The sequence below is a fragment of the Streptomyces hesseae genome (assembly GCF_031845785.1).
GTDB lineage: Bacteria > Actinomycetota > Actinomycetes > Streptomycetales > Streptomycetaceae > Streptomyces > Streptomyces hesseae.
In genome coordinates, this window is sequence record NZ_JAVRFI010000017.1 from 143,236 (window position 1) to 155,940 (window position 12,705).

Genomic DNA, 12,705 nt, shown 5'->3' on the forward strand with positions numbered 1-12,705 from the left:
AACGGTACCGGCGGCTGACTTCGACGCGGGTCAGCGGGGGGAGTGGGCCTGCGCGGGAATCGCGCGACAACACACTCGGTCGAAGTCGTGGTGCTGACGGGAAGGCCAGAACGGCTCAAGGTCGAAGCGACCCGTCGCGGAGTTCTGGTAGCTGGCCATGCCCCCTATTGAAGCACGGCGCGGGGCTCGGGAGCAGTCCGGCCGGAGGCGATCTGCGCAACTCCGGCCGGGGCTTGACGAAGATCGAACAGGCGGCTAGCGCCCGGCGGCCACCGGGTAGTGATCGCTGAGGTCGGTGTACGTGTACTCCTTGCCCCAGCTGGAGACCTTCCAGGGCGCCGAGCTCTCCTTGATCACGGAGTTCGTCCAGCCCCGGGGCCGGACGTGACCGTTGCGGTGGAGGACGTAGTCGAGGTCCTCGCGGGGGTCGGTCGGGTAGCGGTAGGCCGCGATCGAGTTCTCCTTGGTGTCGAAGGAGTACGGGTGCCCGGTGCGGCCGTCCGCCGGGGCCAGGTCGGCGTCGGCGAGCATCGAGCCGTACTCCTCGCTCCGCGAGTCCACGTTCAGGTCGCCCGCGACCATCACCTGCTCGTCCGCCGGGATGTTCTTGGCGTCGAGGAACGCGTCGATCTGCCGGAACTGCTTGGCGCGGTCGGCCTCCGCCTCGCCCGCCTTGCAGCCGCTGTCCGTCGACTGGGCGTGCGTCCCCACCAGGTGCACCTTGGTGCCGTTCACGTTCAGGACGACGTAGGCGAAGCCCTTGTTGGACCACCAGTCGGCGCCGCACGCGTCCTTGTAGATCACCTGCTCCTTGCGGACGATCGGCCACTTGCTGAGCACGGTCACCCCGCCGTCCTCCGGGGTCGTCGTGGAGTAGGAGCCCCCGGTCGCGTCCCAGCCGTCCTTGCTCCGGCCGACGACGGGCGTCTGGTACGGATAGCCCGCGGCCGCCCTGGCCTTCAGGTCGTCCGAGGCGGCGTTGTCGAAGGCCTCCTGGAGCACCACGACGTCATTGCCCTGGAAGAAACCGGCGGCGGCTATCTCCTTGGCGCGGTGCGCCTGGCCCCAGTTGGGGTAGAGCTTCGTGCTCATGAGGAACGTGTTGTAGGTGAGCACCTTCAGCCGTGGTGTGTCGGTCCTCTCCGCCGCCCGGGCCTGCTGCGGCAGGACGGCGGCGGTGAGCAGGGCGGCGGCGGACAGGGCGATGGATCCGGCGGTCTTCGTGAAAGGCACGGTGACTCCTTCGACGGTCGGTGATCCGAAAGCGGGCCCGCCACATCAGATCAGTTGCCGTTAGCACCCGATGGCGGACAGGTTTCCGTCAGCCGACGCACGGGACAAGAGCCGTCGCCGCCTCCTCCGTGCCCCCAGCAGAAGCACGGTGGCGAGCACCCCGCCCGTCAGGAACGCGGCCGCCGCGAGCACCGCCGACACCCGCAGACCGGCGGTGAAGCCGCCCGCCGCCGTGGTCACCGTGCCGAACAGGGCCACCCCGGCGGCGCTGCCCACCTGCCGGGCGACATTGAAGACCGCGGTCGCCACGCCCGTACCGTCCGCCGGCGCCGCGTCGATGACGGCGGCGGTGGCGGCGAGCGCCGTCGTCGTCTGGCCCAGGCCCGTGGCGGCGAGCGCGAACAGCAGCGCGGGATACGGGACGCCCGGCCCGGCGACCAGCCAGCCCAGGAAACCCGCCGCCCCCAGGAACAGCCCGGCGGCCATGGGCACGTACGGGCCCGTACGCGCCGTCGCCCGGCTCAGCAGCGGCGCCGCGATCAGGCCCATGCAGACCGAGGGCAGCAGGGCCAGGCCGGTCTCGAGGGCGTCGTAACCGCGCTCCTGCCGGAAGTAGAGCGTGGAGAGGAACAGCATGCCGTAGTAGCCGAAGCTGATCAGGAAGCCGACGGCGGTCGTGGCGGAGAACGCCTTCCGCCGGAACAGGGACGGCGGCAACAGTGGCCGCCGGGCCGAGGGGGTCGCCGCCGTTCCGGCCTCCAGCCGGTGCTCCACGACGGTGAACGCGACCAGCGCCACCACGCCCGTCCCGGCCGCCGCCCACACCGGGGGAGCGGACCAGCCGGCCGTCCCCGCCTCGTTGAGCGCCCCGGCCAGCGCCACGAGACCGACCACGCCCAGCACCTGACCGGCGGGGTCGAGCCGCGGGGCCTTGGGGCCGGAGAGACCGCGGGAGTCAGGAATGTGACGATGGATCAGGAACATGGTGAGGCCACCCACCGGCAGGTTCAGCCAGAACACCGCCCGCCAGTCCAGCCCGGCCACCAGCAGCCCGCCCACCACGGGCCCCGCCCCGAAGGCGATCGAGGCGACGGCCCCCCACACCGCGACCGCCCGGGCCCGCGAGGCCCGGTCCGGATGGGCGGCTCGCAGCAGCGCCAGCGAGGCCGGCACCAGGAACGCCGCCCCCGCACCCTGCGCCAGCCGCCCCGCCACCAGGGCGCCCGCCGTGGTGGCCAGCCCGCAGGCGGCCGACGCGGCGGTGAAGACACCCAGCCCCCACAGGAACACCCGCCGGTGCCCGAACCGGTCGCCCAGCCCGCCGCCGAGCAGCAACAGCCCCGCGAAGACGGTGCTGTAGCCGTCGACGCACCACTGGAGGGCGGCGGGCCCGGCGTGGAGCGAGGCGCCGATGTCGGGTACGGCCACCGTGACGACGGTGACGTCCAGCATCACCAGGAAGTAGCCGAGGCTGAGGGAGACGAGGGGGAGTCGCGAGGGTGTTGTGGTCACGACACCGAGTCTCGTGCCCGCACACTTCGCCACAGACCGAAATATGCCCGTCGTAAATTGGCTTCGTGAGCCCTGTGACCCCGGTGATCAATCACCAGCCCGATATCGCCCGCGCCGCCGCCCTGATCGCGGACCCGTCCCGCGCCCGGATCCTCAAGGCGCTGTGCGCCGGCCGGGCCCTGTCGGCGGGCACCCTCGCCACGGAGGCGGGCGTGAGCGCCCCCACCGTCAGCGCCCACCTCGCCCGGCTCACGTCGGGCGGCCTGATCACGGCCGTCCACGAGGGCCGGCACCGCTACTACCGCCTCACCGGCCCCGACGTCGCCACCGCGCTGGAGGCGCTCGCCCTCATCGCCCCGCCCCTGCCGGTGCGCTCCCTGCGCGACAGCGGCGTCGCCAACGCCCTCCACCGCGCCCGCACCTGCTACGACCACCTGGCCGGCCACCTCGGCGTCGCCCTGATGCGCGCCCTCCTCGACCGCGGCATGCTCACCGGCCACGACGGCACCCACCGCCCGGACACCGCCGTCCGCGACCGCCCCGCCGCCTACGGCCACGACGCCGCGTACCGGATCACCGCCCCCGGCCGCACCGCCCTGACCGCCTTCGGCGTGGACGTCGAGGACCTGCCCCGGCGCCGCCCGGCCATCCGCTACTGCGTCGACTGGAGCGAGCACCAGCACCACCTCGCCGGCGCGCTGGGCGCCGCCCTCACCGCCCGGCTCTTCACCCTCGGCTGGCTCCGGCACGGGGCGAGCCCGCGCGTCGTCCACCTCACGGAGGCGGGGACACGCGGGCTCGCGGACGCGTTCGGCGTGAGCGGCCTGGCGGTGTGACGACCTGGCGGTGTGACGACCTAGCCGTGTGACGACCTAGCCGTGTGACGACCGGGCCAGCGCCTCCCGTACGGCCTCCTCGGTGCGCCCCACCACGGCCGAGCCGTCGTCGGCGGTGATGATCGGCCGCTGGATCAGCTTCGGATACGCCGCCAGCGCCTTCACCCACCGATCACGCGCCGCCGCGTCCCGGGGCCAGTCCTTGACCCCGAGCTCCTTGGCCGCGTCCTCCTGCGTCCGGGTGATATCCCAGGGCTCCAGCCCCAGCCGCTCCAGGACAGCGCGAATCTCCTCGACGGTGGGCACGTCCTCGAGATAACGCCGGACGGAATAACCGGCTCCCTCGGCATCGAGCAGCGACACGGCGCTGCGGCACTTCGAACAGGCGGGATTGATCCAGATCTCCATGACCCGACCCTAGAGCTTGACGGGCCTGACGGGCCTGACGGGCCTGACGGGCCTGACGGGCCTAGCGGCCGCCCACCCGCTCCGCCAGGAAGTCCTCCCAGGTCCGCCGCCCCGTGACGGCCCCGTCGAAGACCAGATTCTCCCCGGCCCGGTAGGCACGGCCGAACCCGCCGGGCACCCGGACCGGCACCATCGGCCGGCGCCTGCCCGTGGCCCGCAGATAGCTGCGGCTCAGCTCGGCCAGCTCGAACACCTCCGGCCCGGCGAGATCGGGCACCGCGCCGGCGGGCTCGCCGAGCGTCAGCTCCACCAGCCGGGCGGCCACCTCACGCGCGTCGACCGGCTGCCAGCGCACCCCGCCGGGGGCCGGGACCAGCGGCAGCTTCGTCATCTTCGCCACCACGGTCAGGGCCAGATCGTGGAACTGGGCGGCACGCAGCGTCGTCCACGGCAGCCCGGACTCCGCCACGATCCGCTCGGACTCCAGCTTGGCCCTGAAGTAGCCCAGCGGGATCCTGTCCGTCCCGATGACGGAGATGTACACAAGATGCCCCACCCCGGCCTGCCGCGCGGCCCGCACCAGATTCCGGGTCGCCACATCGTCGCCCTTGGCCCCGCCCGCGAGATGCAGCACGATCCCGGCCCCCTCGACGGCGGCCTCGATCCCCTCGTCCTTGAGCAGATCGCCGGTCACGTACGTGACGCCGTCGCCCGACTCGCGCTCCTGCCGGCTGAACACCCGCACCTCGCGCCCGGCCTCCCGTAGCATCGGTACGACCAGCCGCCCGAGCGTGCCCGTGCCACCGGTGACCAGGATCGTGGATGTCGTCATGGCTTCTTCCCGTTCGCTTCCCGCACGCCCCGGCCGGCGGTCGATCCTCCCGCCGGGGTGGCTGTCTCGTGGTCTTCGCTGACATGACGTACGGCGAGGAAGAAATGTGACGCGTGGACGAGCGTGGAACGAAAGGCCGTCGGCCGTGTCCGGGGTGGATACGCTGCCCGTGCACCCCTTGGAGGACGCCGTGACCATCGACCCCCAGCACCTCGGACTGCTCGAAGAAGCCCAGCGGATCGCGCCCAAGGGCGTCAAAGTCGAGTACACCGACGGCACGATCATCATGCAGGCGGCACCGACGGTGATTCACCAGCGCAACCTGTTCCACTTGCGTCGGCAGTTCGACGCACACTGCCCGGACGGCTTCATGCCGACCGAGAACACCGACCTGGAATCCCCCCACGCTGCGAAGCTCCGCAATCCCGACCTCACCTATCTGCCCGAGGAGGTCATGGAAGCCGAGGGGAACACGGCACCGGCCGACCTCGCGCTCCTCGCGGTCGAGATCGTTTCCCCGTCGAACCCGGAAAACGACTGGGTGGGAAAGCTGCGGGACTACGCGGTGATGCGCATCCCGCTCTACCTCATCGTGGACGCCCGCGACTCCACGGCAACGCTGTTCTCCGAGCCGAACCATGACCGGTACCACACGCGCACCGACCGAAAGTTCGGCGAGACCGTCCGCATCCCCCCACCCTTCGGCTTCGACCTGGGCCTTTCCCGGCTGAACCCATACACGTGACGGCATAAGCGAAGGCCGCCACCTCCATTCCGGAGGTGGCGGCCCTGGACGCGCTCTTTAGAGGTCGAAGTACATCTCGAACTCGTGCGGGTGCGGGCGCAGCTGGATCGGGGCGATTTCCTGGGTGCGCTTGTAGTCGATCCAGGTCTCGATCAGGTCGGAGGTGAAGACGCCGCCGGCCTGGAGGTACTCGTTGTCGGCCTCGAGGGCCTCGAGGACGGCCGGGAGGGAGGTCGGGACCTGGGGGACGTTCGCGTGCTCGTCGGGGGCGAGCTCGTAGAGGTCCTTGTCGATCGGCTCGGCGGGCTCGATCTTGTTCTTGACGCCGTCGAGGCCGGCCAGGAGGAGGGCCGAGAAGGCGAGGTAGGGGTTCGAGGACGGGTCCGGGGCGCGGAACTCGACGCGCTTGGCCTTGGGGTTGGAGCCCGTGATCGGGATGCGCATGGCGGCGGAGCGGTTGCGCTGCGAGTAGACCAGGTTGACCGGGGCCTCGAAGCCCGGGACCAGGCGGTGGTAGGAGTTCACCGTGGGGTTGGTGAAGGCCAGCAGCGACGGGGCGTGCTTGAGGATGCCGCCGATGTAGTAGCGGGCGGTGTCCGAGAGGCCCGCGTAGCCCTGCTCGTCGTAGAAGAGCGGCTCGCCCTTGCTCCACAGGGACTGGTGGACGTGCATGCCGGAGCCGTTGTCACCGAAGATCGGCTTGGGCATGAAGGTCGCGGTCTTGCCGTTGCGCCAGGCGACGTTCTTCACGATGTACTTGAAGAGCATCAGGTCGTCGGCGGCGGCGAGCAGCGTGTTGAACTTGTAGTTGATCTCGGCCTGGCCGGCGGTGCCGACCTCGTGGTGCTGGCGCTCGACCTGGAGGCCGGACTTGTCCAGCTCCAGGGAGATCTCCGCGCGCAGGTCGGCGAAGTGGTCGACCGGCGGGGCCGGGAAGTAGCCGCCCTTGTAGCGGACCTTGTAGCCGCGGTTGTTGCCCTCCGCACCGGTGTTCCAGGCGCCCGCCTCGGAGTCGATGTGGTAGAAGGACTGGTTCGCGCTGGTCTCGAAGCGAACGCTGTCGAAAACGTAGAACTCGGCCTCGGGGCCGAAGTACGCGGTGTCCGCGATGCCGGTGGAGGCGAGGTAGGCCTCGGCCTTCTTGGCGATGTTGCGCGGGTCGCGGCTGTACTGCTCACCCGTGATCGGGTCGTGGATGAAGAAGTTGATGTTCAGCGTCTTGTCGCGGCGGAACGGGTCCATACGGGCCGTGGAGAGGTCCGCGCGCAGCGCCATGTCGGACTCGTGGATGGCCTGGAAGCCGCGGATGGAGGAGCCGTCGAAGGCCAGCTCCTCGTCGGGGTCGAACGCCGTGGCCGGGATCGTGAAGTGCTGCATCACGCCCGGCAGGTCGCAGAAGCGGACGTCGACGAACTTGACGTCCTCATCCGAGATGAACTTCTTGGCCTCGTCGGCGTTCTGGAACATCCAAGTCCTCCTAGCCCGGCCGCTCGCGGTCGGGGATTGCTTCGGTGGCGCGTGTACCGCATGGACGCGCTGCCGCCGACCCTAGAGAGACGGGATTTCTCAAGGATGACCCATTTGTTTCGCCGAGGTTAACCGGTCGTGGGGCGGTCTCGTGGGGTTCGCCGGGTAAGAGGGGCCTCCTCCGGGGACCCGGGACCCGGGAAACGTATGCGGGCCCAGTACCGTGGACGGGTGGACAACAGGCAAGCAATCGGATCATGGCTCTCCGGGCCCCGCGCGGCCGCGGAGGACATGGGCATCGAATTCGGCCACCGGGGTGAACGCCTCGGTCTGCCGGAGAGCGGGCCGGGCTCCGTCGCCCCGCTCGGACGGCGGTTCGGCGCCCTCGCCATCGACTGGGCGCTCTGCATGCTGATCGCCTTCGCGTTCCTCGCCCAGGGGAATCAGCAGCGCGCCGGCAACTGGGCACTCCTGATCTTCCTCGTACTCAGCCTGCTCACCGTGGGTACGGTCGGTAGTACGCCCGGGAAGCGCCTCTTCGGCCTGCGCGTCATCGCCGAGGACGGCACGCGGCTCTCCCTGCCGCGGGTGCTGGTGCGCAGCGTGCTCCTGCTGCTCGTGATCCCCGCCGTCATCTGGGACCGGGACACGCGCGGGCTCCACGACCGGCTCGCCCGGGCCGTTCAGGTCCGGATCTGAACAACCCCCACCCCGTGGAAACGCGAGGGCGGCCGGAACCCTTCGGTTCCGGCCGCCCTCGCGTTTCGGTCGTCTCGTCTCGTACTGGTCAGCGGCCCTTCGGCATCCGCATGCCCTTGCCCGGGACCGGGCCCTTCGGGATCGGCATGTTGCTCATCAGGTCGCCCAGCGCCCGGAGGCGGTCGTTCACGGCCGTCACCTTCGCGCCCGGCAGTACGCGCGGCAGCTTGAGCAGGGTGGTGTGGAGCTTCTTCAGCGACACCTGGCCCTCGCCCTCGCCCACGACGATGTCGTGCACCGGAACGTCCCCGACGATGCGCGACATGCGCTTCTTCTCAGCGGCCAGCAGGGCCTTCACCCGGTTCGGGTTGCCCTCGCCGACCAGCACGATGCCCGCCTTGCCGACGGCCCGGTGGACGACGTCCTGGTTGCGGTTCATCGCGACCGCGGGCGTCGTCGTCCAGCCACCGCGGCGGATGTTCTCCAGGACCGCGGCGGCGGCTCCCGGCTGCCCCTCCATCTGCCCGAAGGCAGCGCGCTCGGCGCGGCGTCCGAAGACGATCGCCATCGCGAGGAAGGCCAGCAGGAAGCCGAGGATGCCCAGGTAGACCGGGTGGTCGAGCCAGAAGCCGATGGCAAGGAGTACACCGAAGGTGACAATGCCCACAGCCGCGACGACAAGACCGACCTTCGAGTCGACCTTCTTGGTCATCTTGTAGGTCTGGGCGATCTGCTTCAGTCGCCCGGGGTTCTCGGATGTTTCCTTCCTCGCCATACGGCGCAGTTTACGTCGCTTGCGGACCGGGGGCCGCCATGGCCTCCAGCACATGCTGGGCCTCGCGCCGGTCCTTGGCCCGGCGGCGGTCCTCCAGCACGGCGGTCCACGCGTTGCGCCGTGCTGTGCGCTGGCCACCGCGCATCAGCAGCCGTTCCAGCGCGCGCAGGGCCCCGGTGACGGACGGGGGCCGTACGGAGAGCGTGGACGGCAGAGCGGAGGAGGCGCGTGTGGCGGTCGCCAGGACTGCGTTACCGGGCGCGACCTGCATATCGATGTCCCCTCGGGAGCGGAAGGAATTCGGTTGCGTGGAGGGTGTCGCACTGCTGTGCGTGGTCCTATCGTCACCGACTGGTGTTACCAACGCATGACCTCTTGGTCAAACACCTATGAAACGTTGACGCGGCCCGTACTGTTCGCTTGCTTTCGCAAGGAACGGTACGGGCCGCGTCAGGGTCCGGAGCAGGGCCGAAAGGGTCAGACCGCCTGGGTCGAAGCGGCCGCCGCGCGCTTCTCGATCGCCTGCTGGTGCAGCCGGCCGGCGCGGTACGAGGACCGGACCAGCGGGCCCGACATGACACCGGCGAAGCCGATCTCGTCGGCCTCCTCCTTGAGCTCCACGAACTCCTGCGGCTTCACCCAGCGCTCCACCGGGTGGTGGCGCACCGACGGGCGCAGGTACTGGGTGATCGTGATCAGATCGCAGCCCGCGTCGTGGAGGTCCTGGAGGGCCTCGCTGATCTCCTCACGGGTCTCGCCCATGCCGAGGATCAGGTTGGACTTCGTCACCAGGCCGAACTCACGGGCCTTGGTGATGACCTCGAGCGAGCGCTCGTAGCGGAAGCCCGGGCGGATGCGACGGAAGATCCGGGGGACCGTCTCCACGTTGTGCGCGAAGACCTCCGGGCGGGACTCGAAGACCTCCTGGAGCAGCTCCGGCACCGCGTTGAAGTCGGGCGCGAGCAGCTCGACCTTGGTGCGGCCGGCCTCGCGGCCCGCGGTCTGCTCGTGGATCTGGCGCACGGTCTCGGCGTACAGCCAGGCGCCGCCGTCCTCCAGGTCGTCGCGGGCGACGCCGGTGATCGTGGCGTAGTTCAGGTCCATCGCGACCACGGACTCGCCCACACGACGGGGCTCGTCGCGGTCCAGCGCCTGCGGCTTGCCGGTGTCGATCTGGCAGAAGTCACAGCGCCGGGTGCACTGGTCGCCGCCGATGAGGAACGTGGCCTCGCGGTCCTCCCAGCACTCGTAGATGTTGGGGCAGCCCGCTTCCTGGCACACCGTGTGCAGGCCCTCGCGCTTCACGAGGCCATGGAGCTCCTTGTACTCGGGGCCCATCTTCGCCCGGGTCTTGATCCACTCGGGCTTCCGCTCGATGGGGGTCTGGGCGTTCCGGACCTCCAAGCGCAGCATCTTGCGTCCGTCGGGTGCGACAGCGGACACGTCCGGCTCCCTATGACTTCGATTCCTCGGCGGACACCAGGGTACGCCCGTTATTTCCTGTGCTCTTACTTCTGCGCCCTGGGTAACCGATGGATCCCGGTGCGCATTCCCCGCCGAGCGGCTCGCTGGGCGGCCGGCTCGGAGGTTTCGGTTCTCCGCTCAGCCGGCGGTCGCCGGCGTCGGCTCGGGCTTCGGGTCCACGGCACGGGGGCCGGGTGCCTCCTCCGCCAGGACCTCCCGCAGATGCTTCTCCATCAGGGGTACCACCTCGGCCACCGTCACCCGGCGGCCCAGCTCGTTCGACAGGGACGTCACGCCCGCGTCCCGGATGCCGCACGGGACGATCCGGTCGAACCAGGTGTTGTCGGGATCACAGTTGATCGCGAAGCCGTGCATGGTGACGCCCTTGGCGATCCGGATGCCGATCGCCGCCAGCTTGCGGTCCTCACGGCGCTGGCCCGCGTTGGACGGGGCGTACTCCGGGCCGTTCAGGCGGGGGTCGAACTCCTCGTCCGTCAGACGGGGGTCGAAGTCCAGGCTGAGGCCGCCGAGCGCGGGGCGCTGCTCCAGCGGGTCGCCCAGGACCCAGACGCCGCTGCGGCCCTCGATCCGGGTCGTCTCCAGCCCGAGCTCGGCGCACGCGCGGATCAGGGCCTCCTCCAGGCGGCGGACGTGCGCTATGACGTCCACCGGGCGGGGCAGCTTGAGGATCGGGTAGCCCACGAGCTGGCCGGGGCCATGCCAGGTGATCTTTCCGCCGCGGTCCACGTCGACGACCGGGGTGCCGTCCAGGGGGCGCTCGCTGTCCTCCGTGCGCCGTCCGGCCGTGTAGACCGCCGGGTGCTCCAGCAGCAGACAGGTGTCCGGAATCTCGTCCGCGAAGCGGGCCGCGTGGGTCTCACGCTGCTTCTGCCAGGCCTGCTGGTATTCGACCGCGTCCGCACCGAAGCCCAGATGGACAAAGCGCAGCTCACTCACGGCAGCTCCTCCTCGAACCGGTTCCGAACCCGTTCCGGCCCGGTCTGGTGGTCTTGAGGGCGTGCCCGTCGCGTGCCGTCGCGCCTCGCACGCCCGTGCCCACTGTACGACCGCCTCCGGTGCACCCCGCAGTCGGTCGGGGGCTGGGTGATCTTCCCTGGGAGGTCGGGCGGCCCTTTTTCGGGATTCTGCCTGTACTCACACGATCGGATGAATGCGGGGCGAAGGTGGCTTTCGGGGCGAGGGAGACCGCTAAATTCACGCCGTTCCAGGAACAAAGATCAGGGAGACCGGCAGGCTGATGACGGAACGACCCCCACAGCGCATCCCCAACCGTCAACTCGCCGCGCTCATCGCGGAGGCCGGCTTTTCCAATGCGGGCCTGGCCCGCCGCGTCGATCAGCTGGGGCTCGAACACGGCCTCGATCTGCGCTACGACAAAACCTCCGTCACGCGGTGGCTGCGCGGACAGCAGCCGCGTGGCACCACGCCCGCGCTGATCGCCGAGGTGTTCACCCGGCGGCTCGGGCGGCGGCTGTCCGCCCAGGACCTCGGGTTGGACGCGTGCGCGCCCGTGTACGCCGGGCTGGAATTCGCCGCCTCGCCCGAAGAGGCCATCGACATCGTCAGCGGCCTCTGGCGCAAGGACTCCGGCAGTCACACCGAGCTGCGGAAGATCGCTTTCACTCCGGCCGGGCTCGTGGTGCCGAGCCGTGACTGGCTGATCGGGCGCGCGGACGAACGGGTGGCGCGCGGTATGAGCCCCGCGCCCTCCGGCGAGGGCGCGCGCCTGCCGCTTCAGGCGCGCGGCGGGCAGATGCCGCGCCAGCGGGCCGCCGAGCGCGCTCCCGGGGGGCGGGTGTCCATGGGCGACATCGCCGCCCTGCGATCGGTGGGCGAGCTCTTCCGGACCATCGACCACGCGTACGGGGGAGGGCACGCCCGGCAGGCGCTGGTGCGGTATCTCGAGCACGAGACCGAGCCCATGCTGCGCGGCACGTACGGGGAGACCACCGGGCGGCGGTTGTTCGCGGCCGCCGCCGATCTCACCCGGCTCGCCGGGTGGACCTCCTACGACATCGCCGCGCACGGGCTCGCCCAGCGGTACTACGTCCAGGCACTGCGGCTCGCCCAGGCCGCCGGGGACCGGGCATACGGCAGCTATGTGCTCGTGACCATGAGCCGACAGGCCGTCTATCTGGGGCACGGTCGGGAGGCCGTGCAGCTGGCGCGGGTCGCTCAGCAGGGGGTGGGCTCCGGGGCGCCGCCCGTGGTCCAGTCGCTGCTGCACGCGGTGGAGGCGCGGGGGCACGGGGTGCTCGGCGAGGTACGGGCCTGCTCGGCCTCGCTGGCGCGGGCGGAACGGGCCCTGGAGAGCTCGCGGGCGGGCGACGACGTGCCGTACTGGGTGCGGTACTTCGACGAGGCGCAGCTGGCGGACGAGTTCGCCCACTGCCACCGGGACCTTCAGCAGTACCGCGCCGCCGCGCAGCACGCGGAGCGGTCGTTGCAGCTGCGGTCGCCCGCGTACGCGCGGAGCCGGCTGTTCTGCCGGGTGGTGCTGGCGTCGGCGCGGCTGGGGCTGGGCGAGCTGGAGCAGGCGTGCGCGCTGGGGGTGGAGGCGGCGCAGGCGGCGGCGGAGATGCGGTCGGTGCGGGCGCTGGAGTATGTGCGGGACTTCGAGCGGCGGCTGGAGCCCTATCGGGACGCGGCGGCGGTGCGGGGGTATCGGGAGAAGGTGGCTGGGTTGCTCTGACGGTGGGTGGTGGGTCGGGGG

The 12,705-nt window shown here is 70.7% G+C and carries 13 protein-coding genes; 4 read left to right on the forward strand and 9 right to left on the reverse strand.

The window, feature by feature from the left end:
* Positions 1 to 255: 255 nt before the first annotated feature.
* Both sph and RM609_RS23970 read right to left on the reverse strand, forming a co-directional pair.
* Positions 256 to 1,233, reverse strand: a complete 978-nt coding sequence (gene sph, locus RM609_RS23965; RefSeq protein ID WP_438828514.1) for a sphingomyelin phosphodiesterase — start codon at positions 1,231 to 1,233, stop codon at positions 256 to 258.
* Between the two features lie 60 nt (positions 1,234 to 1,293).
* A complete protein-coding gene (locus tag RM609_RS23970; protein ID WP_311613594.1) occupies positions 1,294 to 2,745 on the reverse strand; it encodes an MFS transporter in 1,452 nt (483 codons plus the stop codon).
* 65 nt (positions 2,746 to 2,810) lie between these two features.
* Here RM609_RS23970 and RM609_RS23975 point away from each other — a divergent pair, with 65 nt between their 5' ends.
* Positions 2,811 to 3,581: an ArsR/SmtB family transcription factor gene (locus RM609_RS23975; protein WP_311613595.1), complete on the forward strand. Its 771-nt coding sequence runs from the start codon at positions 2,811 to 2,813 to the stop codon at positions 3,579 to 3,581.
* A gap of 36 nt (positions 3,582 to 3,617) precedes the next feature.
* On the opposite strand, the gene RM609_RS23980 is transcribed toward RM609_RS23975, so the two are convergent.
* A complete protein-coding gene (locus RM609_RS23980; protein ID WP_311613596.1) occupies positions 3,618 to 3,989 on the reverse strand; it encodes an arsenate reductase family protein in 372 nt (123 codons plus the stop codon).
* Positions 3,990 to 4,050: 61 nt separating this feature from the next.
* Positions 4,051 to 4,821, reverse strand: coding sequence for an SDR family oxidoreductase (locus RM609_RS23985; protein ID WP_311613597.1), 771 nt, complete (start codon positions 4,819 to 4,821; stop codon positions 4,051 to 4,053).
* 190 nt (positions 4,822 to 5,011) lie between these two features.
* On the opposite strand from RM609_RS23985, the gene RM609_RS23990 reads away from it, so the two are divergent.
* Positions 5,012 to 5,566 carry a Uma2 family endonuclease gene (locus RM609_RS23990; RefSeq protein ID WP_311613598.1) on the forward strand — a complete coding sequence of 185 codons (555 nt, stop codon included), beginning with the start codon at positions 5,012 to 5,014 and terminating at the stop codon, positions 5,564 to 5,566.
* Positions 5,567 to 5,623: 57 nt separating this feature from the next.
* Here RM609_RS23990 and glnA read toward each other — a convergent pair whose 3' ends face one another.
* A complete protein-coding gene (glnA, locus tag RM609_RS23995; protein ID WP_311613599.1) occupies positions 5,624 to 7,033 on the reverse strand; it encodes a type I glutamate--ammonia ligase in 1,410 nt (469 codons plus the stop codon).
* A 231-nt stretch (positions 7,034 to 7,264) separates the two neighbouring features.
* On the opposite strand from glnA, the gene RM609_RS24000 reads away from it, so the two are divergent.
* Positions 7,265 to 7,732: an RDD family protein gene (locus tag RM609_RS24000; RefSeq protein WP_311613600.1), complete on the forward strand. Its 468-nt coding sequence runs from the start codon at positions 7,265 to 7,267 to the stop codon at positions 7,730 to 7,732.
* A gap of 88 nt (positions 7,733 to 7,820) precedes the next feature.
* Here the strand turns inward: RM609_RS24000 and RM609_RS24005 are convergent, their stop codons facing one another.
* The 4 genes from RM609_RS24005 to lipB all read right to left on the reverse strand — a co-directional run bounded on the left by RM609_RS24005 (position 7,821) and on the right by lipB (position 10,928).
* Positions 7,821 to 8,507: a DUF4191 domain-containing protein gene (locus RM609_RS24005; protein WP_311613601.1), complete on the reverse strand. Its 687-nt coding sequence runs from the start codon at positions 8,505 to 8,507 to the stop codon at positions 7,821 to 7,823.
* Between the two features lie 10 nt (positions 8,508 to 8,517).
* Positions 8,518 to 8,778, reverse strand: a complete 261-nt coding sequence (locus tag RM609_RS24010) for an SCO2195 family GlnR-regulated protein (RefSeq protein WP_311613602.1) — start codon at positions 8,776 to 8,778, stop codon at positions 8,518 to 8,520.
* A 206-nt stretch (positions 8,779 to 8,984) separates the two neighbouring features.
* Positions 8,985 to 9,950, reverse strand: a complete 966-nt coding sequence (lipA, locus tag RM609_RS24015; RefSeq protein WP_311613603.1) for a lipoyl synthase — start codon at positions 9,948 to 9,950, stop codon at positions 8,985 to 8,987.
* A 159-nt stretch (positions 9,951 to 10,109) separates the two neighbouring features.
* Complete coding sequence (gene lipB / locus RM609_RS24020; protein WP_311613604.1) at positions 10,110 to 10,928, reverse strand: lipoyl(octanoyl) transferase LipB; 819 nt, start codon at positions 10,926 to 10,928, stop codon at positions 10,110 to 10,112.
* A 301-nt stretch (positions 10,929 to 11,229) separates the two neighbouring features.
* Between lipB and RM609_RS24025 the strand changes: the two genes are divergently transcribed.
* Positions 11,230 to 12,684, forward strand: coding sequence for an NsdA family TPR-like regulatory protein (locus tag RM609_RS24025; RefSeq protein ID WP_311613605.1), 1,455 nt, complete (start codon positions 11,230 to 11,232; stop codon positions 12,682 to 12,684).
* Positions 12,685 to 12,705 lie beyond the last annotated feature (21 nt).

Bases quoted from the DNA above. Each gene is read 5' to 3' on its own strand.
- RM609_RS23980 (WP_311613596.1), bottom strand. From the start codon at position 3,989: ATGGAGATCTGGATCAATCCCGCCTGTTCGAAGTGCCGCAGCGCCGTG.
- RM609_RS23985 (WP_311613597.1), bottom strand. From the start codon at position 4,821: ATGACGACATCCACGATCCTGGTCACCGGTGGCACGGGCACGCTCGGG.
- glnA (WP_311613599.1), bottom strand. From the start codon at position 7,033: ATGTTCCAGAACGCCGACGAGGCCAAGAAGTTCATCTCGGATGAGGAC.
- RM609_RS24005 (WP_311613601.1), bottom strand. From the start codon at position 8,507: ATGGCGAGGAAGGAAACATCCGAGAACCCCGGGCGACTGAAGCAGATC.
- RM609_RS24010 (WP_311613602.1), bottom strand. From the start codon at position 8,778: ATGCAGGTCGCGCCCGGTAACGCAGTCCTGGCGACCGCCACACGCGCC.
- RM609_RS24025 (WP_311613605.1), top strand. From the start codon at position 11,230: ATGACGGAACGACCCCCACAGCGCATCCCCAACCGTCAACTCGCCGCG.